Source organism: Variovorax trehalosi (assembly GCF_051216415.1).
In the GTDB taxonomy this organism is placed as follows: domain Bacteria; phylum Pseudomonadota; class Gammaproteobacteria; order Burkholderiales; family Burkholderiaceae_C; genus Variovorax.
In genome coordinates this window covers 984,177-1,010,577 of record NZ_JBPJZG010000001.1, presented here as the reverse complement: position 1 = coordinate 1,010,577, position 26,401 = coordinate 984,177, and the positions used below count along the sequence as shown (strand labels likewise).

The following is a 26,401-nucleotide window of genomic DNA, read 5'->3' as shown; positions in this document are numbered from 1 at the left end:
GCTCCTCAGGCGGGCACCGGCACGACGACCGGCGTGGGCAGCTTGCCCGGGGGGATCGGGGTGAAATCGACCGGGAAATTCAGCGGGAAGCTGCGCGGTTTCCGGCCAGTGGCGCGTGCATACGCGTTGGCGATCGCGCCCGAGCTGGCCGACAGGCCCACCTCGCCCAGCCCGCCGATGGCTTCGCCGGTGCTGGCCGGCATGATGATCACCTTCACGTCCTTCGGGTAGTTCTTCATGCGCGCGAAGTGGTACTGCGAATAGCTGCCTTCCAGCGGTAGCCCGTTCTGGATGTGCAGCCCCGCCGTGAGCACGATGGAGATCGATTCGCACAGGCCGCCCTGCATCTGCGCCTCGATGCCCGAGGGGTTGATGGGCGTGCCGACGTCGATCGCGATGGTGGCGCGAACGACCTTGATGTCGGTCGGCACCCGCGCATCGATCTCGACGATGCAGGCGGTGAACGACTTCGACTCCTGGTGCACCCCCACGCCCTGCGCAAAGCCCGCCGGCATGGCCTTGCCCCATCCCGCCGCCTCGGCCGCCGCCTTGAGCACCGCGCGTGCCCGCGGCAGTCGCAGGTACTCGAGGCGGAACGCGACCGGGTCCTTGCGCAGCGCCCGGGCCATGTCGTCGACCAGGATCTCCTCCACCAGCCGCGAGGGCTGGATGTGCACCGAGCGGTACGAGCAGGTGTTCATGTCCATCGCCACCGGTGTCAGCAGCTTGGTGGTCACGCCGAAGTTGTACGGCGAGGTGACCATGGTCTTGAACATGACCTGCTCGATCGCGAAGTTGCCCACCGTCTGCGGAAAGCCGTTGGGCAGCGCGATGGCCGCAGCGCCCAGCATCTCGCCGAAGCCGTGGCGCGTGTCGAGCCGCACCCCGGCAATGCGCTGCTCGAAGGCGATGACCTGGCCCAGCAGCATGGTGGCGCGCGCCCGGTGGAACATGGGCGGGCGGACGCGACCGTGGCGCATGTCGTCCGTGCGGTGGTACATCAGCCGGCAGGGCCGGCCCAGCGCCTTGGAGGCCTGCACCGCCTGCAGCGTCGCGTCCCAGAACAGCCGGCGTCCGAAGGAGCCGCCCGAGGGCACCGCATGCACCTTGACCTTGTCCAGCGGCAGGCCCAGCTCGATGGCAATGGCCTGCTGCGTGACGATCGGGCTCTGCAGGCCGGACCAGATCTCGGCCCGGTCGGCACGCACATCGGCAATGGCGCATTCGGTCTCCATCGGACAGTGCGAGACCGCCGCGAACTCGAATTCGCCCTCGACCGTGAGCGCACCCAGCGGCGGCAGCAGGAACGGCAACAGCGCACTCTTGAGCTTCTGCTGGATGCTGGCGTTGGATTCGCCCGCGACCGGGCCGGCCGTCCAGGTGACGTCGAGCGCATTCACCGCGGCCCAGGCCTGCCCGAAGGTCTCGGCCATCACCGCCACGCCGGGCGGCGTGGGCACGATGCCGTTGGTCGCGGGGATCGGCGCGATGCCGAGCACGCCCGGCATCGCCGTCACCGTGTTCAGGTTGTTGATGCGCACGAACTTGCCGTTGATGGTCGGCGGGCGGCACACCATGGTCGGCTTCGCCTCGGGCACGGCCTGGTCCATCGAGAACTTCTTGCGGCCGGTCACGATCTCCAGCGCATCGAGCCGGGTGGTGCGCCGGCCGACCACCGCGTTCGCGCTGCCCGAAAGCAATCCGCCCAGGCCGCCCAGCAACGGCATGCCGGCATGCAGCGAACGCACGCTCGACGAGCCGCCGGTGAGCTGGTTGAAGATCAGCTCCGGGCTCGCATCCGCCGAGCCGACTTCGATGGCACTGAGCGGCAGGCGCAGCTTGTCGGCCAGCATCATTGCGGCGGCGGTGGCGATGCCCTGCCCCGACTCCAGCCGCGGAAGCTCCAGCCGCACGCGGCCGTTGGCGATAGGGGTCACCTTCACCAGCGGCATGGTCGGCAGCGCGGTGAGCGTCACCGCATCGCCGATGTCGATCAGGTCGGTCGTGTCGGGGGGCGTCATCGGCAGGATCGCCGCTTCGGCCGACGAGGGGGCCGCCAGCCCGCCAAGTCCCACGGCGGCGGCTGAAACCAGCGGCGCGGATGCCGCGTATCCCAACAGGTCGCGCCGGCGCATGCCGGGTGGTTCGTCTTGGCGCGGCACATGCGTGGGGACCGCGCCGGATTCGGAATGTTCCATCCTTGTCTCCTGTCTTCTGGTTGTGGCGAACAGGAGTCAATATGTCATGATCGTTTCGCCAAGAGTGTCGTTTCAAAGACATTCCTTACGCACGGATCCGCGGGCCTTTCCATGCAGGCCCACGCGGGTGGAAGAGCGGGTGAGCAAGCCAGCCAGCTGAAAAGCAAGCAAGCGAGCGAGGAAAGCACGTATGTCGTCGAACGCCATGGAGACCATGCTCCGCGAGAGCCTGTGGGCACAGACCCTGACGGCCGAGGAACTCGACCGCGTGGTGCGCGAGTCGCACGAGCGCGAGGTGCCGGCCGGCGGTTTTGCGCTGCGCCGCGGCGAGCCGGCCGACCTCTGGCTCGGCATCATCGAGGGCCTCGTGAAGATGTCGGTCTCGCTGGCCGATGGCCGCGTCTCCACCTTCACCGGCGTGACCACCGGCGGCTGGGCCGGCGAAGGCTCGCTGCTCAAGCCCGGCCCGTGGCGCTACGACGGCGTGGCCATGCGGCCGACGCGCATGGCCTGCGTGCCGCGCCACACCTTCGAGCGGCTGCTCTCGACGAACATCGAATTCAGCCGGTTCCTCCTGTCGCACATCAACGCACGCCTGAGCCTGTTCATCGGCCTCATGGAATTCGACCGCCTGCTGGGCCCCGACGCACGCGTGGCACGCTGCCTCGCCAGCCTGTTCGACCCTGTGCTCTATCCGCAGACCAGCAGCTTCGTGCGCCTGAGCCAGGACGAGATCGGCCTGCTGTCCGCCGTCTCGCGCCAACGCGCCAATCGCGCATTGCACGAACTCGAACGCGCGGGGCTGCTGCGGGTGGAGCACGGCGGCGTCGAGGTGCTCGACCTCGCGGGGCTGCGCGGCTATCTTGGAGAGGTCGAATCCGTCGCCACGACGTACGCACGCCGATAGGCCGGGCAAGAGAAGCCGCAGACCCAGGCGCATCCTGGTGCACGCACCGCACCAGGCACGTGCCGCATGAGGGCAGTCATGTGATTGCCCAGGCCGCAAAAAAGCGGCGCTTCATCCCTCTTCCTCTCGACAGCATCGGTCGTAGGTGATTTCCCTCGTCACCTGGCCCGGTGCTTGCATAAGCACCCCAGATAGTTGAATACTTCAACTATTGAAGATTTCTCTCATCTGCTCATGCACGCACCACTCGATCTGAAAACCGACTACATCAACGTCCTGCTCGACCTGGCCTCCGAGCGAACGAGAGACCGTGGTTCTCGCGTGTACGAGATCGAAGTCGGCCTGTCGATCCGTGACGTGCGACTGCTTCGCATGATCGGCGGCGCACCCGGCATCACGATGGGCCAGCTGGTGCAAACCTGCGCCATCGAGAAGACGCTGGTCTCCAAGCTCGTGGGCTCGCTGGTGCAGCGCGAGCTGGTGCAGCGCCAGATCGGCAGCGAAGACGCCCGGCAGATCCACCTGTGCCTGACGCCCTCCGGCATCGACCTCGTGCTGCAGGCCGAGCCCATCGGGAAGGAAATGGAAGCGCGCTTCCTCGATTGCCTCACCGTGGCCGAGGTCGACACCCTTCGCCGCATCCTGCACAAGATCATCGATGCGGAAGCCGGTTCGCGCGACATCTTCGAATTTCTGCTGGCCCAGCTGCGCGAAAGCAAGTCTGCGGATTCCTCTTCAACACCTCCCTCTGGCACCTCTCAAAAGAAGTAAGGCTTCATGGCTATTTCCCTCTCGCTGCGCCGCGCGTTCGCGGCCGCCCTGCCGGCACTGGCCCTCGCGTTCTCGGCCACGGCCTCCGCGGACACCGTGCTGCGCACCGTGCCTTCGTCGGACCTGAAGATCCTCGACCCGATCTGGACCACCGCCAACATCACCCGCAACCACGGCTTCATGATCTACGACACCCTTTTCGGCATGGACGAAAAGGGCGCGATCAAGCCGCAGATGGTGGACAAATACACCGCCAGCCCCGACAACAAGGTCTGGACCTTCACGCTGCGCCCGGGCCTGAAGTTCCACGACGGCGCGCCCGTCACTTCGCAGGACGTGATCGCCTCGCTCGCCCGCTGGGCCAAGCGCGACACGCTCGGCCAGAAGATGTACGAGGCCATGGACAGCATCACCGCGGAAGGCCCCAACACCTTTCGCATGAACTTCAAGCAGCCCTTCGGCGTGGTGCTCGATGCGCTGGGCAAGCCCAATCCGCTGGTGCCGTTCATCATGCCCAGGCGCGTGGCCGAGACGCCCGCCGACAAGCAGATCGAAGAGATGATCGGCTCCGGCCCCTTCACGCTCGCCAAGGCGGACTTTCGCCCCGGCGACCGTGTGATCTATCGCAAGAACGCCGCCTACGTGCCGCGCAAGGAGGCGCCCTCGGGCCTCGCGGGCGGCAAGGTAGTGAACCTGGACCGCGTGGAGTGGGTGCTGCTGCGTGACCCGCAGACGCAGGTCAATGCCCTGCTCAACGGCGAGGTCGACATGCTCGAGACCGTGCCCTCCTCGGGCTACACCGACATGCGCACCAATCAGAAGATCGAGCTGGTGGACGTGATGCCCGCAGGCCCGTTCACCGTGATCTACAACCACAAGGTCGCGCCCTTCAACAACCCGAAGGCGCTCAAGGCCGCCATGCTCGCCATCAACCAAGAAGCGATGCTGCGCGCCCAGGCCACCTTCCGCGACTTCTACAAGCCCTGCACCTCGATCTACCTGTGCGGCTCGATCTATGCCAGTGACAAGACAGGCTTCTTCACCGGCAAGCCGCAGTTCGAGGAGGCGCGCAAGCTGCTGAAGGAATCGGGCTACGACGGCAAGCCTGTCGTCATCCTGCTGCCGGGCGATGCGCCGGCGTTGAACAAGCTGCCTGCCATCTACGGGCAGCTGCTCAAGCAGGTGGGCTTCAACGTCGATGTGCAGACCACCGACTGGGCCACGCTCGTGACGCGCCGCACCAAGAAAGACCTGCCGGAGAACGGCGGCTGGAATGCCTTCATCACCTTCTGGGGCGGCGTGGATGCCAGCAGCCCCATCACCTACAGCCCGCTGACCGGCAACGGCGACCAGGGCTACTTCGGCTGGCCCGTCGATCCCGAACTGGAAAAGCTGAAGACGCGGTTCATCGAAACGGCCGACGTCGCGCAGCGCAAGGACATCGCCACGCAGATCCAGCTGCGCGTGCTCGAAGGCGGCGTGATCGCGCCGCTGGGCGAGGGCAAGGCGCCGACCGCGGTGCGCCGCGGCGTGGTGAGCGGCCTGCTGCCCTCGCCCGCCGTCCTGTACTGGAACGTGCGCAAGAAGTAGGCGCGGCCCCTTCTCTCTCTCATCGAGGCGTTGACCGGTTGCACGCGTTGCAGCCGGTCGGGGGATTCCTTTGCCCGCGCCAGCCGATCCATCGCTCGAACGAGACCTTCTCACATGCTCAACTTCCTGTTGCGGCGCGGCCTGGCCACGGCGCCCGTGCTCCTGATCGTGGCCGTCATCGTCTTCCTCTTGCTGCGCATGACGCCCGGCGATCCTGCAGCGGCCATCGCGGGCGACGGGGCCACCGTGCAGGACATCGAGCGCATTCGCGCGCAGCTCGGTCTGGACGCACCGGTCGTCAGCCAGTTCTTCGGATGGCTAGGCCACGTGCTGCGCGGCGACCTGGGCTATTCCTACTTCTACAAGATGAGCGTGACCGAGTTGATCGGCCAACGGCTGGAGCCCACGCTTTCGGTGGCTGCCGTGACCGTCGTGCTCACCGTGCTCATCGCCGTGCCGCTGGGCGTGCTGGCGGCTTCGCGGCGCGGCGGCCGGCTCGACCGCTTCATCATGAGCGCGTCGGTCCTCGGCTTTTCGGTGCCGGTGTTCGTCGCGGGCTACCTGATGATCTGGCTGTTCTCGATGCAGCTGGGCTGGCTGCCGTCGCAGGGCTACAACCGCATCGGCGAAGGCGTCGGCCCGTGGCTGCGCAACCTGGTGCTGCCCTGCGTCACGCTGGCCGTGATGTATGCGGCGCTGATCGCGCGGGTCACGCGGGCGGCGGTTTCCGAAGCGCTGACCGAAGACTATGTGCGCACCGCGCGCGCCAAGGGCATCTCCGAGCGGCGCATGCTGATCCGCCATGCGCTCGCCAATGCGGCCGTGCCGATCGCCACCATCATCGGCTTGAGCGTGGCCGGCCTCATCGGCGGCGTGGTGGTGACCGAAACCATCTACGCCATACCGGGCCTGGGCCAGTTGACGGTCGATGCCGTGCTCTCGCGCGACTACCCGCTCATCCAGGGCATCACCCTGTTCTTCTCGCTCGTCTACGTGGTCGTGAACCTGCTGGTGGACCTGAGCTACCTGCTGCTCGATCCGCGCATCCGCTACTGACGCGAGCGGTCATCTTTCTTTCGGAGACCTTTTCATGACTTCGATTCCCCTGCCGGCGGACACGGCGGCAACCGCGCCGCGTCGCCATCGCCCACCGTCCCTCCTGCGCCGCGTCTTCGCGAACGGCGCCGTGCGCACGGGCAGCATGCTCCTGTGCCTCATGGTGGTGCTGGCGGTCGCGGCCCCGTGGCTCTACACCATCGACCCCAACGCGATGGACCCGGCCAACTCGCACCTGTCGCCGGGCGCGCATGCCGAATTCACGACGCTGGCCGGCGACAGCTTCGCGCGCTTCTTCCCGATGGGCACGGACAGCATGGGCCGCGACATCTGGAGCCGCACGGCCTACGGCGCGCGCATTTCGCTGTCGGTGGGCGTGGCGGTCGCGCTGGGCTCGATCGCGCTCGGGGTGCTGGTGGGCATGGTCGCGGGTTACTTTCGCCGCCTCGACGGCACGATCATGCGGGTGATGGACGGGATCATGGCCATCCCGGGCATCCTCTTCGCCATCGTGCTCGTGGCGGTCTGGCGGCCCAGCCTGTGGACGGTGATCCTTGCCATCGTCGTTCCCGAAACACCGCGCGTGGCGCGGCTGGTGCGTTCGGTCGTGCTGTCGGTTCGCGAAGAGCCGTATGTCGAAGCGGCCATTGCGCTGGACACGCCCGCCTGGAAGCTGATGCTGCGCCACATCCTTCCCAACACGGTGGCGCCGCTGATCGTCCAGGGCACCTTCGTCTGCGCGGCCGCCATGCTGGTGGAAGCGGTCATGTCATTCCTTGGCATCGGCCTGCCTTCCGACGTGCCGACCTGGGGAAACATCATGTCCGAGGGCCGCGCGTATTTCACGTCGCATCCTTCCACCGTCCTGCTGCCCGGCGCCTTCCTCGCGGTCACGGTGCTGGCAGTGAACATGCTGGGCGATGGCCTGCGCGACGCGCTCGACCCCAAGTTCAACAAGCGCGGGAGCTGACCATGGCACGCACGCTTTCCACCACGCAGCCCGCCGCCGGATCGCCCTGCCTTGTCGTGCGCGACCTGTGCATCGACCTGCCCGAAGGCGCAGACCGGCCGCATGCCGTTCACAGTGTTTCCTTCGACGTCATGCCCGGCCAGGTCGTGTGCCTGCTGGGCGAATCGGGCTCGGGCAAATCGGTGATCGCGCAGGCCGTGATGGGGCTGCTTCCCGATTCGCTCAGGCCCTCGGGCGGACACATCGATGTTCTGGGCGAGGACATCCTCACGGCCGACGCGGCGCATCTGCGTGCCTGGCGCGGTGCGCGCATGGCGATGGTGTTCCAGGAGCCCATGACGGCGCTGAACCCGGTGATGCGCTGCGGCGCGCAGGTCGATGAAATGCTGGCGGAACACACCGGGCTCGGCGCCGCGGAGCGCAGGCAGAAGGTGCTGGCCATCTTCGCGCGCGTCAAGCTGCCGGAGCCCGAACGCATCTACGACGCTTACCCGCATCAGCTCTCGGGCGGGCAGCGGCAGCGCATCGTGATTGCCATTGCGCTGATCCTGCGCCCCGCGCTGCTGATCTGCGACGAGCCCACCACCGCGCTCGACGTGACCACGCAGGCCGAGATCCTTTCGCTCATCCGCGAGATGCAGCAGGAGAACGGCACGGCGGTGCTGTTCATCACGCACGACTTCGGCGTGGTCGCGGACATTGCGGACCATGTCGTGGTGCTGCAACTGGGCCGCCAGGTCGAAAGCGGACCGAAGGACGACGTGCTGCGCCGGCCGAAGGAGCCCTACACGCGCATGCTGCTCGATGCCGTGCCACACCTCGCGCCCGCCTCGCGCCCTCCCATCGCGGATGCACCACCTCTGCTCGACGCGCGCGGCGTGACCAAGACCTACCGCTCCGGTTCGTGGCCCGGCAAGCGCCGCACGGTGCATGCGGCAACCGACGTGTCGCTCAAGCTCCACGCCGGCGAAACCGTGGGCATCGTGGGCGAGTCGGGCTCGGGCAAGTCCACCGTGGCGCGCTGCATCGCGCGGCTGATCGAGCCGACCGGCGGCGAGGTCTGGGTGCCCCACCTCGAAGCGCAGCACGCGCCGCGGGCACGGCTCTCGGCGTTCCGGCGCATGGTGCAGGTGGTGTTCCAGGACCCTAACCGCTCGCTGAATCCGCGCCGCACGGTCGGCCAATCGATCATCGAAGGCCCGGTGAATTTCGGCCTTTCGCCCGAGAAGGCGTGGCAGCGCGCCGAGGAGCTGATGGACCTGGTGCGGCTGAAGCCCGAGGTGCTGCATCGCTATCCGAGCGAGTTCTCCGGCGGCCAGCGGCAGCGCCTGTGCATCGCGCGCGCGCTGGCCTGCGAGCCCCAGGTGCTGATTGCCGACGAGGCCGTCTCCGCCCTCGACGTGTCGGTGCAGGACCAGATCCTCAAGCTGCTCGCGGAAATCCAGCAGCGCCTGTCCATCGGCATCCTCTTCATCACGCACGACCTGCGCGTGGCCAGCCAGATCTGCGACCGGCTGATCGTCATGCACAAGGGCCGCATCGTCGAACAAGGCACCGCGCGCGACGTGCTGCTGTCGCCGCGCGAGGCCTACACCCGCTCCCTGTTGGCCGCGGCCCCTGGTCAGGGCTACGCATTCGGCCAGGGTTGATGCGCGCGCATCGACCACTGGCTCCGATCAACAGCATCCTCGACCTGCAGAAAGACACAACATCATGGACACACCCCTGTACGCCCTCAGCGCCGTTCAACTGCTCGAACGCTATCGCGCCCGCACCCTCTCTCCCGTCGACGTGACGAAGGCCGTGCTGGCGCGCATCGAACGCTGGGAGCCGAGCATCCACGCCACCTACGGGCTGGATGCAGAAGCCGCCCTGGCCTCGGCGAAGGCCTCCGAAGCGCGATGGGCCCAGGGCGCGCCGCAGGGCGAGCTCGACGGCGTGCCGGTCACGCTCAAGGAAAACATCGCCACGCGCGGCACGCCGTCGCCGATCGGCAGCGCCGCCACGGTGCTGTCGCCCGCCGCGGCGGATGCGCCTGCAGCCGCGCGCCTGCGCGAAGCGGGCGCGGTCATCGTCACCAAGACGACGATGCCGGACTTCGGTTTTTTGGGTGCTGCCCCGTCGAGCTTTCATGCACTCACGCGCAACCCCTGGGACCTGAGCAAGAACACTGGCGGCTCCAGCTCCGGTGCGGGCGCTGCCGCAGCTGCAGGCTACGGCCCCTTGCACCTGGGCACCGACATCGGCGGCTCGGTGCGCATTCCCGCCAACTTCTGCGGCGTGTTCGGACTCAAGCCCAGCCACGGACGCATTCCGGTCGACCCGCCAGCGGCCGCACGCGTGATCGGCCCCATGACGCGCACCGTCGCCGACGCCGCACTGCTGATGAAGGTAGTCTCGCGCCCCGATCCACGCGACTACATGAGCCTGCCGGCGCAAGACATCGCGTGGGAGCACCTGGGCCGCGACGTGCGGGGCCTGCGCATCGGCCTGTGGACCGACACCACGGGCGGCTGGCCGATCGACCCCGAGGTGAAAGAAGCCGTGCTGGCCGCGGCGCGCGTCTTCGAGCAGGCCGGCGCCATCGTGGAGCCGCTCGCCGACTGGACCGCGCTGGAAATGCGCATGGGCATGGCGCATTTCTTCACCATGCGCTGCCGCGTCGACCTGGCCGCCATGCCGCTGGAACGCGCCAGGCTGGCCGCGGACTACATCCATGCGGCGGGCGAGTTCGCGGGCTCGCTCTCGCCCGAGGAAACCTTCCGTGCCTTCACGCGCATGCAGGCTTTGCGCGCGGCAACCGTGGCCGCCACGCAGCCGTACGACTACGTGCTGTCGCCCGTGTCGCCGGTGCTGCCCTTCGCGGCGGAGGCCATCAACAGCGGTCCGGAGAATCCCCTGAAGGACTCCCACTTCACCTCGGTGTTCAACCAGTCGGAGCAGCCCGCTGCATCGATCAATTGCGGCTACGCCGCGAGCGGCCTGCCCATCGGCCTGCAGATCGCCGGGCGCCGGTTCGACGACCTGGGTGTGCTGCAGATGGCTGCGTTCTACGAGTCCGTGCGCGGGGCACAGGCGCCGTGGCCAGAGCCTGTGTGATGCGCCGAGGCATCGCCCTTCGGCGGTAGCCCCTAGACTCGGTCGCATGCCCCGTCCGAGCTTCCGCAAGTCCCTCCTCTACGCCGTCGTCCTGAGCCTCGGCGCGCTGTTCGTCTGGTATTTCAAGGTCCTGGCCCTCGGCTACTACTGGCTGAGCACGACACTCGGCGCATCGCAGTGGGCGGGCACCTCGCTGTGGCTGCCGGACTACAAGGTGGTTGTCGAAGGCGTGCCGATCCAGGGCCTCACCCGCAATGCCTCGGGCCTGACCTTCAACACGGAAACCGGCACCCTCTTCACCGTCATCAACCGCCCGCCGCAGATCGCGGAGCTCACCACCGAGGGCCGGCTGCTGCGCGTCATCGCGCTCGACGGGGTGAAGGATCCCGAGGGCATCACCTACGTGCAGGGCGACAGCTATGTGATCTCGGACGAGGACAGCCATCGCATGTACTGGGTGCAGATCGGCCACGATACGCAGCGGGTGTCGGTGGCCGGCCGGCCGAGCCTGGGCATCGGCATCGACAAGCTGCACAACAGCAGCTTCGAGGGCATTTCGTGGGACGGTGTGCACAAGCGCCTGTACGTGGTGCGCGAGAAGCTGCCGATGCGCGTGCTGGTGATCACCGGGCTGGACCCGGCCATGCCCTCCACCGGTTTCAACATCGACATCAGCGAATGGAAATCCTCGCGCGCGTCCTCGCTGGTCATGAGCGACCTTTCCTCGGTCACGCTGCATGACGAGACCGGGCACCTGCTGCTGCTGAGCGACGAGTCGGCGCTGATCGTGGAATATGCGCCGGACGGGCGTCCGGTCAGCATGCTGCCGCTGTGGCGCGGGTTCTCTGGCCTGCAGCGCAAGGTGCCGCAGCCCGAGGGGGTCGCCGTGGGGCCCGACGGCAGGCTCTATCTGCTGTCCGAACCCAATCTGTTCTACCGCTTCGAGCGGGCGTCCGCGTCGGCGGCGGCAACACCTTCGCCGAAATAGAAAGACTGGATGTCGGCGCGCTGGCGCAGCGCCGCCGCATCGCCGCTCAAGACTGCAGCGCCGGCATCGAGCACGGTCGCCCGGTCGGCGTACTGCAGCGCCACGGTGGAGTTCTGCTCGGCAACCAGGATCGAGAGGCCTTGCTCGCGGTTGAGCCGCCGCAGCTGCTCGAAGATGTCGCGCACCACCAGCGGCGCGAGCCCCATCGAAGGTTCGTCGAGCACCAGCAACCGGGGCCGCGACATCAGCGCGCGGCCGATGGCCGTCATCTGCTGCTCGCCGCCGGAGCAGAGGCCGGCCGGGGTCTTTCGCCTGTCCTTGAGCTTCGGAAAGATCGCATAGACCCTTGCAAGGTCTTCGGCGGTTTCCGAACGCCGCGCGCTGCGGCCGAGCCCGCCGGTCAGCAGGTTCTCCTCCACCGTCAGCGTGCGAAAGCAGTGGCGCCCCTCCAGCACCTGCACCAGGCCGAGCCGCACGAGATCGGCCGGGCTGGTGCGCCCCGTGTCGTGCCCGTCGAACACGATGCGACCGGCCGTGACCTGTCCGCGCTCGGCCGGCAGCAGGTTCGACACCGCCTTGAGCGTGGTCGACTTGCCCGCGCCGTTGGCGCCGAGCAGCGCATGGGTCTCGCCGGCGCGCACCTCCAGGCTCACGCCGTGCAGTGCCGCGATCGAGCGCTGGTAGGCCGCCTCGACTGCCTCGATGCGCAACAGGGGTGCCGTCACCTCAGCTCCACGCGTGGAACGGCGGCCTCACGCCGTTGAGGAAGTAGTTACCCACGATGGCGTACTTCCAGCGCACCGGGTCGTGCAGCGTGTGCGTGCGCGCGTTGCGCCAGTGGCGGTCCAGGTTGTACTGGCCCAGCGTGGAGCGCGTGCCCGCCAGCTCGAACAGCTTGTTGGTCGCCAGGATGGCGATCTCGGTGGAAAGCACCTTGGCCTCGGCCGTCGCGATCTGCGCGGCGGCCACGCTGTCGGCACCGGGTGCGGCGACAGCGCGGTCGATGGCGCGGCCCGCGCGCTCCAGCAGCGCTTCGCTCGCATGCAGCCTGATCTGCAGGTCGCCCACGGCCTGGATCGAATACGGGTCTTCCCATGCGTGGTCGCGCTGGCTGTCGATCCACGGGCGCGTCTTGGTGCGGATGAAATCGACCGTCTCCGCGATGGTGCCGCGCGCAATGCCCACGTCGACCGCCGCCTGGATGATCTGGAAGATCGCGCCATCGGCCGAAGGCGTGTCGTAGCCCTTGTAGGCCGGGATCAGGTGCGTCCTGGGCACCTTCACATGGTCGATGATCACCGTGCCGCTGAGCGTGGTGCGCTGGCCGAAGGCCGACCAGTCGTCGATCACCGTGAGGCCCGGCGCGTTGCGGTCGGCCACCACATACCAGGTGTTGCCCGCTTCGTCGTTGGCCACGATGGGCACGTAGTGCGCGAGCAGCGCACCGGTCGAATAGAACTTCTTGCCGGTCACCACCACATGATCGCCCGCGTCGGTGAAGCGTGTCTCGAAATCGGCCGCGCGTTTCGAACCCGACTCCGAGAACGCATTGCCCCAGCGCACGCCGCGCAGGAAGTCGGCAAAGAAGAGTTTCTGCTGCACCGCGTCGGACACCGTGCGCACCGCAGCGACGAAGCCCAAGTGGTTTTGCGTGATCTGCCCGAGCGAGGGGTCGGCCGCCGAGATGATCGCGATCACCTCCGCCAGCGTGGCATACGACACGTCCGCGCCGCCGAAGGCCCTGGGCACGTTGATGGCCCAGAGGCCGCTCTGCGAATAGGCGTCGATCTCTTCGACCGGCCAGCGACGCAGACGATCGCGCTCGGAGGCGCCGACGATCAGCTTGGCGGCCAGCGCATGCGCCACGGCAATGGCCTCGGCGTCGTCGCGGATCACATGCGCGGGCGTGTCGGACAGCGGCAGGCCGGGGACGGGATCGTTGGCGGCTGCCGGTGCAGATGCGGTGGGTTGGAGAACAGCGGACATGGCGTGGTCTTTCAGATGCGTGTGAACGTGCGGATCAGTCGTCGATGCTCTTGCGCACCTTGACGTTCTTCTCCTTCGCATAGGCCAGCGAAGACTTCTCGATGATCGGGCGCAGCAGCTTCCAGTCGGGCGCGATCCAGTCGGACACCACGTTCCACTTGCTGCCGTCCCACTGCTGGAAGGCCACGCGGCCGTCGCCTTCGTGGTTGTCCCAGGTCACGTTGATCGAGTGGAAGAGCCCCTTGGCACCGAGCGCGGCGGCGCGCGCCTCGTCGATCTTGAGGTTCTCCAGGCCCCAGCGGATCTCGTCGCCGGTGAGCGTGCGTTTGCCGAACTTGGCCTGCGCGATGCGGATGGCCTCCACGTTCAGGATGCCGTTGAGCACGCCCAGGTTGTGATAGACGCTGCCGATACGCTTGGTGTCCTGGAGGTTGCCCTTGCCCGCGCCGTAGACGACCTTGGTGATGTCCTGCAGCACCGGGTATTGCGCGCCGGCCGCCACCGTGGTGATGGCCACGTAGCCCTTGGCCGCATCGCCCGCGGGAATCACGTCTTCCTCGGAGTTGGACCAGACGTTGCCCACGATGTGATCGACCGGAAAGCCGGTCTTCTGCGCCGTCTTGAGCGCCACCGGGTTCATCACGCCCCAGCCGCGCAGCACCACGTAGTCGGGCTTCACGCGGCGGATGGTGAGCCACTGCGACTGCTGCTCGTTGCCCGGGTGCGGCACCTCGATCTGCTGCAGCGTGAAGCCGTACTTCTTGGCGAGCAGCTCGTAGACCGGGATGGTCTCCTTGCCGTAAGGCGAGCCGTGGTACAGCACCACGATCTTCTTGCCCTTGAGCTTGTCGGTGCCGCCCTCCTTGCCCGCGATGTAGTTCACGATGCCCGAGGTTTCGCTGTACGGATTGAGCAGCAGCGGAAAGATGTACTTGAACACGCGGCCGTCGGTGGTATCGGTGCGCCCGTGGTTGATGGTGAGCAGCGGCACCTTGTCGGCCGTCACGCGGTCGATGAGGGCGTAGGCGATGCCGACCGACAGCGGGTTCCAGGTGGCGATGCCGGGGCGTTGCTTCAGGCGCTCGTACACCTCGACGCCGCGCTCCACCTCGTACTGCGTCTCGCCCTCCTCCCAGGTCAGCTTGACACCGCCCACGCCGCCGTCGCGCGTGTTGACCAGGTTCAGGTAATCGATGAAGCCGCCGAAGAAGCCCGTGCCGCCGGCCGCATAGGGGCCGACGCGGTAGCTCTGCAGCGGGAAGAACTGCTCGTTGCCATCGGCGTGCGCGAACTGCAGGCCGGCCACGGACAGGGTGGCGGCCAGGGCCGCGGTTTTCAGGTGCTTGAGGAAGGACATGGTGTTGAAGGTTCTGGGGATGCGAAGGAAAAAGAAAAGGTGTGCGCTCAGGCCGGTGCGAGCCGCTTGCGCGCGCGGTCCCACAGGGCGACCAGCCCCTGCGGCTCCACGGCAAGAAAAAAGATGATCAGTGCGCCCAGCACGATGCGCTGGCTCATGTCGAGCACGCCCGAATCGAACCAGCCACCGAAGAGAAAACTGCCCACGCGCGAGAGCAGCAGCGGAAACACCACGATCAGCGCCGCGCCGAAGAAGGCCCCGCGGATCGTCGCGAGCCCGCCGATGATCACGATGAAGAGGATCTGGAACGAGCGGTCGAGATTGAAGCCCGCGGGCTCCACGGTGCGCAGGTACACGAAGCCCCACAGCACCCCCGCCACGCCCACGATGAACGACGACACAGCGAACGCCAGCAGCTTGGTGCGCAGCACCGGCACGCCGATGACGCGCGCCGCCAGTTCGTTGTCGCGCACGGCAATGAAGTGGTGGCCGGTCTGCGTGCGCACGAGACGCCACGCGAGCAGCGTGAGCACCGTTACCACCACCAGCGAGAAGATGTAGCGGCCCACCGGCGTGTCGAACACGATGCCGGCCACTTCGAGCGCGGGCGCATCGATCACGCCCGAGGCGTTGTCGTTGCTGAACCAGCTGAACTTGGTGAGCGCCCATTGCACGAAGAACTGCGCCGCCAGCGTCGAGACCGCGAGGTAGAAGCCGCGCAGCCGCAGGCTGGGCAAGCCGAACACCAGACCGACGGCCGTGGCGGCCAGCCCGGCGAGGCCGATGCTCACGAGCAGCGGAAGCCCTTCCACGCGCAGGTTGAAGTTGTAGGCGGCGAAGGCGCCGACCGCCATGAAGGCTGCGGTGCCCAGCGACAGCTGGCCCGCGTAGCCGGTCAGAAGATTGAGCCCCACTGCCGCCAATGACAGCGCAAGGAACGGGATCAGCAGCGCATCGAACACATAGCCGGAGGCGGCGAACGGCACGACGCCGAAGGCAATGACCAGCACGGCAAGCGGCAAGGTCCACGCAGGCAAGGTCCGGGGCAATGCGGCGGCACTCATCGCTCAAGCCCTTTCGACGAGCTTCTGCCCGAACAATCCACTCGGCCGGATGAGCAGGAAGGCCAGCGCCGCCACATAGGCGAACCAGCTCTCGATGCCCCCGCCCACGAAAGGCCCGATGTAGACCTCGGCCAGTTTCTCGAGCGCACCGATCACCAGCCCGCCGACGATCGCACCCAGGATCGAATCGAAGCCGCCTAGTACCAGCACCGGCAACGCCTTCAGCACCACCAGCGAGAGCGAGAACTGCACGCCCAACCGCGCGCCCCACAGCAACCCGGCCACCAGCGCGATGACGCCGGCCGCGGCCCACACCGTGGCCCAGATGCGCGGCAGGCGCAGGCCCACCGCAATCGCCGCATAGGTGTCGTCCGCGACCGCGCGGAACGCCAGACCCACGCGGGTGTAGCGGAAGAACGCCGAGAGCAGCGCGACCATCACGCCGGCCGTCGCGGCGGCGAACAGGTCGAAGGTCGAGACCATGATGCCGAGGAACTGCAGCGGCTCGTCCGCGATGCCCAGCTCCAGCGCGTGCACCTGCGTGCCCCACACGAGCTGGGCCACGCCCTCGATCACATACGAGAGGCCCAGCGTCGCCATGAACAGCGTGATCGGCGGCTGGTTCACCAGCGGCCGCAGCACGGTACGCTCGATGGCCAGGCCCAGCAGCACCATGAGCGCGAAGGTCAGCACGAGTGCCAGTGCAAAAGGCACGCCGCGCTCGACCAGGCTCACGAAGGTGAGCGCGGCGAACAGCAACTGGGCGCCCTGTGCGAAGTTGAGCACGCCCGATGTCTTGTAGATCAGCACGAAGCCGATGGCCACGAGCGAATACATCACGCCCGAGAGCAGGCCGCCGATGAGCACTTCGGCGAAGAAGCTGAGATCGGAGGCGTCCATCAGCCCTGCTCCGCTTCGTCGCCGTGGGCCACGCCCAGATAGGCGTCGATCACCACCGGATCGCTGCGCACCTCGGCCGGCGTGCCGTCGGCGATCTTGATGCCGTGGTCGAGCACGGCCACGCGGTCCGACAGGCCCAGCACCACGCCGATGTCGTGCTCGATCAGCAGGATGGTGGTGCCGAATTCGTCGCGCGCGGCGCGCACGAAATGCACCAGCTCGCTTTTTTCGGTGACGGTCATGCCGGCCATCGGCTCGTCGAGCAGCAGCAGTTGCGGCGCCGCGACCAGCGCGCGCGCCAGCTCGACGCGCTTCTGCAGCCCATAGGCCAGCGTGCCGGCCAGCCGCTCGCTCACGGCGCCCAGCCCGAGAAAACCGATGATCGCGTCGGCCCGCGCGCGCGCACCTTCGCGTTCACGGCGTGCGCGGCCCAGGCCAATGAGTTGTTCGATGAAGGTGGAGCGCGCCGCATCGACGCGGCCCAGCACGATGTTGTCGCGAACGCTCAGGCCCTTGAAGAGCGCCAGATTCTGGAAGGTGCGCGCGATGCCCAGCCGGGCCAGCCGCGCCGTCGGCACATGGCCGAAGCTGCACCCGCCGATCCACACACGCCCACGGTCGGGCCGGTACAGGCCGCTGATCACATTGACCAGCGAACTCTTGCCTGCGCCGTTCGGGCCGATGACGGCGCGGATCTCTCCCTTGGCGATCGACAGGTCCACGCCCGACAGCGCGGTGACGCCGCCGAAGGACAGGTCGATGCCCTCCAGCCGCAGCACGGCCGACGTGCTCGTGTCTTCTCCGGCCGGTGCCGTGCGTCCCGCCGGCATGAAGGCCATCGGATCGACACCGAGCGAGACTGGCCCCGCCTCGAAGAAAAGATCGGGCATCGCGAGGCTCACGCCACGGCTTCCAGCGCCGGCTTGCTGTGCTTGCCGGCATTCGCGCCCTGCTCGGCTTCGAGCTTGCGCACCAGCGGCAGCACCTTCTCGCCGAAGTACTCCACCTCTTCGATGAAGTGCAGGAAGCCCGTGAGGATCAGGTCGACGCCGATGGCCTTGAGCGCCACGATGCGTTCGGCGATCTGCTGCGGCGTGCCGATGAGGTTGGTGCGGAAGCCGTCGTTGTATTGCACGAGGTCTTCGAAGGTGGACTTGGCCCAGTTGCCCTCGCCCTCGGGCGAGGACTTGCCGGCCTGCTTGGCCGCATCGCCGAAAGCATGCACCGCCTCGACATGCGCGTGCTTGATGATGTCGGCCAGCACGGCCTTGGCTTCTTCCTCGGTGTCGCGGGCGATGACGAAGGCGTTCACGCCGATGCGCACCGTGTGCCCGTTCTGCGCGGCCTTGGCCTGGATATCGTCGATCTGCGCCTTCAGGCCCTCGGGCGTGTTGCCGTTGGTGAAGTACCAGTCCGACACGCTGGCCGCGTTGTCGCGCGCGGCACGCGAGCTGCCGCCCTGGAAGATCTCGGGGTGCGGCTTCTGCACCGGCTTCGGGCTCAGCGTGTAGTCGCTGAAGCGGTAGAAGTCGCCCTTGAAGGTGAAGTTGTCCTGCGTCCAGATGCCCTTGAGCGCGCGAATGAATTCGTTGGAGCGGCGGTAGCGCTCGTCATGCTCCAGCCACGGCTCGCCGATGGCCTGGAACTCGCCCTTGAACCAGCCGCTCACCACGTTGATGGCGATGCGGCCGTTGGAGATGTGGTCGATGGTGGCGATCTGCTTGGCCACCACGGCCGGGTTCCACGGGCCGGGCAGGATCGCGGCCAGCACCTTGAGCTTGGTGGTCGCATGCAGCAGCGCCTGGCTGAAGGACACCGACTCGTGCTGGTACTCCGCGCCATAGCCCGCGGTGAAGCGGATCTGGCTCAGCGCATATTCGAAGCCGGCCTTCTCGGCCGCGAGCGCGAGGCGTTGGTTGTATTCCAGGCTCCAGTCGGTGCGCTGCTCGATCGTGCTGACCACAAGACCGCCGCTGACGTTGGGCACCCAGTAGGCGAACTTGACGGGGGCGGTGGTGGAAGGCGTTTGGCTCATGGCAAGGCTCTCTCTGTAAAGGTCGAATGGGCTTCAGGCGGCCAGCGCCACGGGCGCGGGCTTGCGGATGACGGGTGCAGCGGCGGGCGAGGCATCGCGCAATTGCGGCACGGCGCGCGCCACGGCCAGCGCGATGCGTTCGCGCAGCGCGGGGTTCGCGATCTCGTAGCCCTCGAAGTCCTTCTCGACTGCGTAGACGCCGATGGGCAGCGTGCGCGCCTGAAAGAAGCTGAAGAGCGGGCGCAGCTGGTGATCGATGACCAGCGCGTGGCGGTCGCTGCCACCGGTTGCGGCGAGCAGCACCGGTTTGTCGGTCAGCGCTTCGTGGTGAACGAAGTCGAACAGGTGCTTGAAGAGCCCCGTGTACGAGCCGCGGTACACCGGGCTCGCCACGATCAGCAGGTCGGCGGACTCGATGGCCGCAATGCTCTCCTCGACGGCCGCGGGCAACTGGTTGCGGTAGAGCACACCGGCGAACTGCGGGCCGATCTCGCCGAGCGAGATCACGCGCGCATCGATGGCGACCTCTTCGCCGAGCGCGGCCAGCAGTTGATCGACCAGCACCAGCGTGCGCGAGGGACGTTGCAGGCTGCCGGAGACGGCAACGACTTTCAGTTTTCGACTCATGTTGATATGACCTTTGTTTGGAAGCTGCGACCCGTTCGCGGCGCACTGGATATAAGCGAATGGCGTGCCACCATCTTTTTCCTTATGAATCAACGAGTTAGAACGAAATGGCTGCCTGCTCGCATGCTGAATCGGCAGCAGGCTGCGGGTGGGTTGCTGATGGACCAGCAGCTCTGCCGCCATAGTTGTTCGGAGCAGATCGGTATGCGGCCACCGAATGAACCCCAGGCAGCAACCCGATGCGAAAACTGCTTCCCCTGCAGCAGCGCGAGGTGCCCGCCTGAAAGCACAACGGGCCTGCAACACGAGGTCGCAGGCCCGTTGCACCGGACGCGGAAGTTCAGGAATAGAAACTGGGTTGCGGCACGCGCGCATTGAGCGCCCAGTCGCCGAGTTCGCGCACCTTGTAGTCGACCGGATCGTGCAGCGTGTGCACGCGCAGGTTGCGCCAGTAGCGGTCCAGCCGCAGCGCCGCGGTGGTGGCGCGTGCGCCCGTCACTTCGAACATGCGGTGCGCCACCTCGAGGCTCGCGCGCGTGCTCGCGACCTTGGCTGCGGCGACGGCGACGGCCACCTGCCCACGCTCCTGCTCGTCGAGCGAAGTGCCGCGCAGCCAGGCCTGGTCGAAGGCCGCGGCCGCCTGGTCGAGCAGCATGCGGGCGCCCTGCAGCGCGAGCCAGAAGTCGCCGTAGTGCGTGAGCACATAGGGGTCTTCGTTCGCGGACGAGGCCGTCGAGAACAGCCAGGGGCGGCCTTGCTGCAGCGTGAAGGACTTCGCCTCTTCGAGCGCGCCCTCGCCCAGCCCAAGGTAGATGTTCGCGAGGATCAGTTGCGCCAGCAGCGGACGCAGGCAGGCGAACGGCGTCGAGAGCGGACCGGGGTCGAGCAGCAGTTCGCCTGCTTCCACCCGCACGTTGTCGAACAGCACGCTGCCGCTGTCGGTCTGGCGCTGGCCCATGTTGTCCCAGTCGCCCTGCACCGCGATGCCCGTGCGCTGGGTGGGCACGACACCGATCAGCAGCCGGTCGTTCGCATCGAGGGCGGAGGCGAGCAGCATGTCGGAGTCGCTCGCGCCGGAGCAGAAGCTCTTGCGGCCGGAGAACACGTAGCCGCCATCGACCGCTTCCGCGCGCGTGGACTTGTCCAGCGGATTCAGCGCATTGCCCCAGAACCAGCGCTGCGCGCGGGTCTGCTCGATCCACGGTTGCCACTGCGCGCGCTGCGCGAAGAGCTGCGTGGTCGCGAGCAGCAGGTGATGAAAGGCGAACAGGTGCGCCACCGAGCTGTCGACGCGCGCAAAGCCGCGCACCACATCGAGCGTCTGCTGCCAGCTCGCGCCGAGGCCACCGAACTCGGTCGGCACGCTGAGCATGAGCAGGCCGCTGCCCCGCAGCAGATCGCGCTCGGCCTTGGGCGTGCCGCCGCGCTGGTCGCGTTCGACGGCGGTCTCTGCCAATGCCTGCGTGATGCGCTGCACCGTGGCATGCCAGGGCACGACTTCATCGCCAGCCTCCGCGGAGAAATGCTTCATGCGACGGCCTTCTCGCGCACCGTGGCATTCGGCGACGGCGGCACGATGTCGTGGGCAATGACTTCGCCAAAAGGCCCGGTGATGTTCGCTTGCCCCGCCGGCCGCACATGGTCGAGCGGCAGCAGCGGGAACAGGAGTTCGGCCACGCGGTACGCCTCTTCGAGATGCGGGTAGCCCGAAAAGATGAAGGTCTCCACGCCGAGCGCCGCGTATTCCTTGATGCGCGCCGCCACCTCCTCGGGGCTGCCCACGAGCGCCGTGCCCGCACCGCCGCGCACCAGGCCCACGCCGGCCCACAGGTTGGGCGACACCTCGAGCTTGTCGCGCCGCCCGCAGTGCAACGCTGCCATGCGCTGCTGCCCCACCGAGTCGAAGCGCGAGAAGGCTTTCTGCGCGGCGGCGATGGTGTCGTCGGTCACGTAGGAAATGAGCTCGTCGGCGGCACGCCACGCGGCTTCGCTGGTCTCGCGCACGATCACATGCAGACGGATGCCGAAGCGCAGCGTGCGGCCATGTTTCGCTGCGGCGGCGCGCGCCTTCGCGATCTTGTCGGCCACGTCCGCCGGCGGTTCGCCCCAGGTGAGGTACACGTCGACCTGCTCGCCTGCAAGTTCGATGGCCGCGTCCGACGAGCCGCCGAACCACAGCGGCGGGTACGGCTTCTGCACCGGCGGATAGAGCGTCTTCGCGTTCTCCACGCGCAGGTGCTTGCCCGAGAAGTTGACCGTCTCGCCCGCCGCCACGCCGCGCCAGATGCGCAGGAACTCGTCGGTGACTTCATAGCGCTCGGCATGCGTGAGGAAGCTGCCGTCGCCGTGCTGCTCGTCGGGGTCGCCGCCGGTCACCACGTTGATGAGCAGGCGGCCGTCGGAAAAGCGGTCGAGCGTTGCGGCCTGACGCGCCGAGACCGTCGGCGAAATGATGCCGGGGCGGATCGCGACCAGGAACTTGAGCCGCTCGGTCTGCGCCGCGAGCGACGAGGCGACGACCCACGAGTCTTCGCATGAGCGCCCCGTCGGGATCAGCACGCCTTCGTAGCCCAGTTCGTCTGCCGCCTGCGCCACTTGCCGCAGGTATCGATGGCTCACCGTGCGCGCGCCGCGCGAGGTGCCGAGGTAGCGGCTGTCGCCGTGCGTGGGGAGGAACCAGAAAAGTTGCATGCGACGGTTCAGCAGTTAGCGTGCCAATCGCCCTGCCTGCGGGAATCCGCAAAAGCGCGTGATTTCTGCTGCTGGAGCAGCAGCCGAGCACCACATCTGCTGCACGCGGCACATCGATCGAAGCGCGCTGCTGCCATGGAAGCAAAGCAAGGATCGATATACGGATCGCATCGTTGGTCGGCCGCTGCTTCGCCGCGAACATGCTGCTGACGCAGCAACCGTGCTGCCTGCCTGCCCATCACCAAGGACTTGTGTGTGAGTTCCGTTCTTTCCATCCCGATTGCCGAATCCCCACGCGACATCGCACGCGATCTCATGCAGCGCTTCGCGGCCACCGCGGTCGAGCGCGACGAGCGCGGCGGCACGCCGAAGGCCGAGCGCGATGCCCTGCGCGCAAGCGGCCTGCTGGCCCTGAGCATTCCGCACGAGTTCGGCGGCGGCGGCGCGGACTGGCGCGAGACGCTCGATGTCGTGCGCCTGCTCGCGCAGGCCGACAGCTCGATCGCGCACGTGTTCGGCTTCCACCACCTGATGCTGGCCACGGTGCGCCTGTTCGCACGGCCCGCGCAATGGCAGCCATGGTTCGAGCAGACCGCGCGCCGCCGCTGGTTCTGGGGCAACGCGCTCAATCCGCTGGACGACCGCACGGTGGCCAGCGCACACGAAGGCTGGCGTGAGTTCACCGGACAGAAGAGCTTCTGCTCGGGCGCACTCGACTCCGAGATGCTCATCGCCTCGGCGCGCGAGGCGGGCAGCGGCGCCTTCATCGTCGCGGCGGTGCCCACGGGCCGATCGGGCATCTTCGTCGCGCCCGACTGGAACAACATCGGCCAGCGCCAGACCGACAGCGGCAGCGTGACCTTCGAGAAAGTGCGCGTGGAGCAGCACGAGGTGCTGGCCGATCCGGGCCCGCTCTCGACCCCTTTTGCCTGCCTGCGGCCGCTGGTGTCGCAGCTCGTGCTGGCCAATATCTACCTGGGCATCGCCGAGGCCGCCTTCAACGATGCGCGGCACTACACGCTGCACGAGTCGCGCCCATGGCATGCGGCCCATGTGGCGCAGATGCATGAAGACCCTTACGTTCTGGGCCACTACGGCGACTTCTGGGTCGGCCTGGAGAGCGTGCGGGTGCTGGCCGACCGCGCAGCCGACCGGCTCGATGCAGCCTGGCGGCGCGGCCCTGCGCTCACCGAGATCGAGCGCGGCGATGTCGCGGTGGCCGTGGCCACCGCCAAGGTCGCGGCCACGAACACGGGACTGGACATCTGTACGCGCATGTTCGACGTGGCCGGCGCGCGCGCCACCCACGGCGGCCTGCGCCTGGACCGCCATTGGCGCAACCTGCGCACCCAGACCCTGCACGACCCCGTGGCCTACAAGCTGCGCGAGCTCGGCGAATGGGCCCTCAAGCAGCAATACCCCGTACCGACCTTCTACTCATGACCGCCTACACCCGCCCCTTCGACGTGCTGCCATCGGTCGATGCCTCTTCCGCCGCCGACGAGGACTGGGACGCGCCCACGCTGCTGACCTTTCCCAACCCGCGCAAGCTCACTACCTCGATCCGCGCCACCGCGCAGGTGTTCCAGGACCCGCGCTCGGCCGCGCTGCTCGAACGCATCCGCATGGTGGCACCGAGCGATGCCAACGTGCTCATCATCGGAGAGACCGGCACCGGCAAGGAATTGATCGCGCGGCATGTGCACGACCTCAGCCGCCGCAGCGGCAAGCCCTTCGTGGCGGTGAACTGCGGTGCCTTCTCCGAGAGCCTGGTCGAGAGCGAGCTCTTCGGCCACGAGAAAGGCGCCTTCACCGGCGCGTTCTCGGCCAAGACCGGCTGGTTCGAGGCGGCCAACGGCGGCACGCTGTTCCTGGACGAAATCGGCGACCTGCCGCTGTCGATCCAGGTCAAGTTGCTGCGCGTGCTGCAGGAGCGCGAGGTGGTGCGGCTGGGTTCGCGCAAGAGCGTGCCGATCGACGTGCGCGTGGTAGCCGCGACCAACGTGCGGCTGCAGGACGCGGTGGCGGCCGGCCACTTCCGCGAAGACCTGTTCTACCGGCTGCATGTGGTGCACCTCGCGCTGCCCACGCTGCGCGAGCGCCCCGGCGACATTCTTCCGCTGGCGCGGCACTTCATCGAGGAATACCGCCAGCGGCTGGGCTACGGCGCGGTGCGCCTCGATGCCGGTGCCGAGCAGAAGCTCTCCGAGCACGGCTGGCCCGGCAACATCCGCGAGCTGGAGAACGTGATCCACCACGCGCTCCTGATCTGCCAGCACGACGTGCTGGGCGCGGAGCACCTGCACCTGTCCTCGCTGAACATCCAGAGGCGTCCGGCAGAGAGCGAGGCTCCTGTTGCGCACGCCACGCCACAGCAGGCGCTGGAGACGGTGCTGCGCGATCTGTTCAACGAGCCTCACGAGCAGATGTTCGAGCTGATCGAGGACACCGTGATGCGCACCGCCTTCGAGTTCTGCCACCGAAACCAGGTGCAGGCGGCGAGGCTGCTGGGGATCAGCCGGAACATCCTGCGTTCGAGGCTTATCAAGAGTCGGGAGATTTCGGCGTTGAAGTAGATGTGCTTTCGACCGTGCGACGACGATAGCGGCCGCCAGCGCCGCACGTAAACACCCAGTTATCGGCAGTTGCTCTCATTTGGCTTCGGCTTGGGCAACCGGGAGTCGCTGACAGCCACATCACTCGGAACCCTGCCAAGGGATGGAAGTCCTGATGGACCGGCCAAGTCTGCGCCGCCGACAACCCTGGTAGAGACCAACAGATATCAACGAGCTCAAGCACGACAACGCGAGCGTCCTGCTTGACGAGCCTTTTCTCCGGCAAACGCACGGGTAACGCCCGCCCCGGTTCCCACGCTTTGATCCGTACGAAATCACACCGGCAAGTCCATCTACCGCAGCGCATCGAGCACCGTTCAACAGGCGCCATCCGCGAACAACTCTGCACACCTAGCGGCACAACTCTCGTCACTTCCGGGGACCAGATCTCGTCCACGCATTTGGTGCGTATCAGGCACCACTGTGCGTCCGTTCACGAGCCTACCGCCTCGCTCCCTGCCTACCTACGATGAATGGCATACGGCCTTCTGCCGTGATCCGTGCCTGACAACCCCTGGGAGTTGAACGGCAACTTGCTGCCAGTCGCCTGGCAGGTTAGGCCCGCGCAATCGGGCCGCCATTTTGGAGATTCCGCCATGTCCCCCACAGATGACACCTTGCAACCCACGAGCGAGAAACCTAAAGATCCGGTGCCCTCCCGTTACGCGCTGCGCATCGGCGATATCGAAGCGCTGGTGGTCAGCGATGGCGTGCTGCCGCTGCCCACCTCGACGATGGCCACCAACGCCGACCCGGCGGACCTGGCAAGCTGGCTGGACCAGATGTTCATGCCGCCCGACAAGTACGACTGGCCGCTGAACGTGATGGTCGCCCGCAGCGGCGACCAGACCATCCTCATCGACGCGGGGCTGGGCGGCCAGTTCCCGGGCTTCCCGCGCGCCGGACAGTTTCCCCAGCGCCTGGCCGCGGCCGGCATCGAGCTCGAATCCGTGACCGACGTGATCATCACCCACATGCACATGGACCACGTGGGCGGGTTGCTCGTTCCGGGGATCAAGGAACGCCTGCGTCCGGATGTGCGCATCCACGTGGCCAAGGCCGAAGTCGATTTCTGGATCTCGCCCGACTTCTCCCAGACAGTGATGCCGAAGCCGGTGCCGGAGGTACTCCGCTCGACCGCCAAGAGCTTCTACAACGAGTACCGTGACCGGCTGCAGATCTTCGAGGAGCGACGCGAGGTGGCGCCGGGTGTGGTGGTCCGTCTCACCGGCGGCCACACCCCGGGGCACAGCGTGGTCGACCTGGTGTCGGGCGGCGAACGCCTGATGTTCGCCGGCGACGCCATGTTCCCGGTCGCATTCGACCACCCCGACTGGCACAACGGTTTCGAGCACGACCCCGAGAAGGCGACCCAAGTTCGCATCGGCCTTTTCCGCGAACTGGCGCAGACCCGCGGGTTGCTGGTGGCCGCTCACCTGCCCTTCCCCTCCATTGGCCGGGTGGCGATCGACGGCGAGATCTTTCGCTGGGTTCCGATCATCTGGGACTACTGAACGCAGCATGCGGCGCGCGAGCAGGCCCGCGGT

The 26,401-nt window shown here is 67.3% G+C and carries 22 protein-coding genes; 11 read left to right on the top strand and 11 right to left on the bottom strand.

Annotated features, from left to right (window positions below; all coding sequences use genetic code 11):
- Positions 1-5 precede the first annotated feature (5 nt).
- Positions 6-2,198, bottom strand: coding sequence for a xanthine dehydrogenase family protein molybdopterin-binding subunit (locus ACSFA7_RS04725; protein ID WP_435498315.1), 2,193 nt, complete (start codon positions 2,196-2,198; stop codon positions 6-8).
- A gap of 190 nt (positions 2,199-2,388) precedes the next feature.
- Here ACSFA7_RS04725 and ACSFA7_RS04720 point away from each other — a divergent pair, with 190 nt between their 5' ends.
- From ACSFA7_RS04720 to ACSFA7_RS04685, 8 genes are all read left to right on the top strand, one after another.
- Positions 2,389-3,105 (top strand): Crp/Fnr family transcriptional regulator, encoded by a 717-nt coding sequence (locus ACSFA7_RS04720; protein WP_435498314.1) that lies wholly within the window; start codon positions 2,389-2,391, stop codon positions 3,103-3,105.
- A 234-nt stretch (positions 3,106-3,339) separates the two neighbouring features.
- Positions 3,340-3,876, top strand: coding sequence for a MarR family winged helix-turn-helix transcriptional regulator (locus ACSFA7_RS04715; protein WP_435498313.1), 537 nt, complete (start codon positions 3,340-3,342; stop codon positions 3,874-3,876).
- Positions 3,877-3,882: 6 nt separating this feature from the next.
- Positions 3,883-5,466: an ABC transporter substrate-binding protein gene (locus tag ACSFA7_RS04710; RefSeq protein ID WP_435498312.1), complete on the top strand. Its 1,584-nt coding sequence runs from the start codon at positions 3,883-3,885 to the stop codon at positions 5,464-5,466.
- Positions 5,467-5,580: 114 nt separating this feature from the next.
- Positions 5,581-6,522: an ABC transporter permease gene (locus tag ACSFA7_RS04705; protein WP_307647349.1), complete on the top strand. Its 942-nt coding sequence runs from the start codon at positions 5,581-5,583 to the stop codon at positions 6,520-6,522.
- A gap of 34 nt (positions 6,523-6,556) precedes the next feature.
- Complete coding sequence (locus ACSFA7_RS04700; RefSeq protein ID WP_435498311.1) at positions 6,557-7,492, top strand: ABC transporter permease; 936 nt, start codon at positions 6,557-6,559, stop codon at positions 7,490-7,492.
- A 2-nt stretch (positions 7,493-7,494) separates the two neighbouring features.
- Entirely contained in the window at positions 7,495-9,141 is a 1,647-nt protein-coding gene (locus ACSFA7_RS04695) for a dipeptide ABC transporter ATP-binding protein (protein WP_435498310.1), read from the top strand.
- Between the two features lie 64 nt (positions 9,142-9,205).
- Entirely contained in the window at positions 9,206-10,591 is a 1,386-nt protein-coding gene (locus ACSFA7_RS04690) for an amidase (RefSeq protein WP_435498309.1), read from the top strand.
- 46 nt (positions 10,592-10,637) lie between these two features.
- Positions 10,638-11,579 carry an SdiA-regulated domain-containing protein gene (locus ACSFA7_RS04685; RefSeq protein ID WP_435498308.1) on the top strand — a complete coding sequence of 314 codons (942 nt, stop codon included), beginning with the start codon at positions 10,638-10,640 and terminating at the stop codon, positions 11,577-11,579.
- On the opposite strand, the gene ACSFA7_RS04680 is transcribed toward ACSFA7_RS04685, so the two are convergent.
- From ACSFA7_RS04680 to ssuD, 10 genes are all read right to left on the bottom strand, one after another.
- Positions 11,525-12,304: an ABC transporter ATP-binding protein gene (locus ACSFA7_RS04680; RefSeq protein ID WP_435498307.1), complete on the bottom strand. Its 780-nt coding sequence runs from the start codon at positions 12,302-12,304 to the stop codon at positions 11,525-11,527. The two genes, ACSFA7_RS04685 and ACSFA7_RS04680, sit on opposite strands and share 55 nt — an antisense overlap.
- Before the next feature lies 1 nt (position 12,305).
- A complete protein-coding gene (locus ACSFA7_RS04675) occupies positions 12,306-13,565 on the bottom strand; it encodes an SfnB family sulfur acquisition oxidoreductase (RefSeq protein WP_435498306.1) in 1,260 nt (419 codons plus the stop codon).
- 34 nt (positions 13,566-13,599) lie between these two features.
- Entirely contained in the window at positions 13,600-14,922 is a 1,323-nt protein-coding gene (locus tag ACSFA7_RS04670; protein WP_435498305.1) for an ABC transporter substrate-binding protein, read from the bottom strand.
- A 47-nt stretch (positions 14,923-14,969) separates the two neighbouring features.
- A complete protein-coding gene (locus ACSFA7_RS04665; RefSeq protein WP_435498304.1) occupies positions 14,970-15,986 on the bottom strand; it encodes a branched-chain amino acid ABC transporter permease in 1,017 nt (338 codons plus the stop codon).
- 3 nt (positions 15,987-15,989) lie between these two features.
- A complete protein-coding gene (locus ACSFA7_RS04660; RefSeq protein ID WP_435498303.1) occupies positions 15,990-16,886 on the bottom strand; it encodes a branched-chain amino acid ABC transporter permease in 897 nt (298 codons plus the stop codon).
- The gene (locus ACSFA7_RS04655) at positions 16,886-17,725 is read right to left on the bottom strand and encodes an ABC transporter ATP-binding protein (RefSeq protein ID WP_435498892.1); all 840 of its coding nucleotides are present in this window, start codon (positions 17,723-17,725) and stop codon (positions 16,886-16,888) included. The genes ACSFA7_RS04660 and ACSFA7_RS04655 overlap by 1 nt, the downstream gene beginning before the upstream one ends.
- A gap of 59 nt (positions 17,726-17,784) precedes the next feature.
- Positions 17,785-18,921, bottom strand: coding sequence for a dimethylsulfone monooxygenase SfnG (gene sfnG / locus ACSFA7_RS04650; RefSeq protein ID WP_435498302.1), 1,137 nt, complete (start codon positions 18,919-18,921; stop codon positions 17,785-17,787).
- 33 nt (positions 18,922-18,954) lie between these two features.
- A complete protein-coding gene (gene msuE / locus ACSFA7_RS04645; protein WP_435498301.1) occupies positions 18,955-19,548 on the bottom strand; it encodes an FMN reductase in 594 nt (197 codons plus the stop codon).
- Between the two features lie 340 nt (positions 19,549-19,888).
- Positions 19,889-21,079 (bottom strand): acyl-CoA dehydrogenase family protein, encoded by a 1,191-nt coding sequence (locus ACSFA7_RS04640; RefSeq protein ID WP_435498300.1) that lies wholly within the window; start codon positions 21,077-21,079, stop codon positions 19,889-19,891.
- On the bottom strand, positions 21,076-22,239 hold the full coding sequence (ssuD, locus tag ACSFA7_RS04635) for an FMNH2-dependent alkanesulfonate monooxygenase (RefSeq protein WP_435498299.1): 1,164 nt from the start codon (positions 22,237-22,239) through the stop codon (positions 21,076-21,078). The genes ACSFA7_RS04640 and ssuD overlap by 4 nt, the downstream gene beginning before the upstream one ends.
- Positions 22,240-22,554: 315 nt before the next feature.
- Here ssuD and ACSFA7_RS04630 point away from each other — a divergent pair, with 315 nt between their 5' ends.
- From ACSFA7_RS04630 to ACSFA7_RS04620, 3 genes are all read left to right on the top strand, one after another.
- The gene (locus ACSFA7_RS04630) at positions 22,555-23,682 is read left to right on the top strand and encodes an acyl-CoA dehydrogenase family protein (RefSeq protein ID WP_435498891.1); all 1,128 of its coding nucleotides are present in this window, start codon (positions 22,555-22,557) and stop codon (positions 23,680-23,682) included.
- A complete protein-coding gene (locus ACSFA7_RS04625) occupies positions 23,679-24,815 on the top strand; it encodes a sigma-54 interaction domain-containing protein (protein ID WP_435498298.1) in 1,137 nt (378 codons plus the stop codon). The genes ACSFA7_RS04630 and ACSFA7_RS04625 overlap by 4 nt, the downstream gene beginning before the upstream one ends.
- A gap of 635 nt (positions 24,816-25,450) precedes the next feature.
- The gene (locus tag ACSFA7_RS04620; protein ID WP_435498297.1) at positions 25,451-26,368 is read left to right on the top strand and encodes an MBL fold metallo-hydrolase; all 918 of its coding nucleotides are present in this window, start codon (positions 25,451-25,453) and stop codon (positions 26,366-26,368) included.
- Positions 26,369-26,401: the final 33 nt, after the last annotated feature.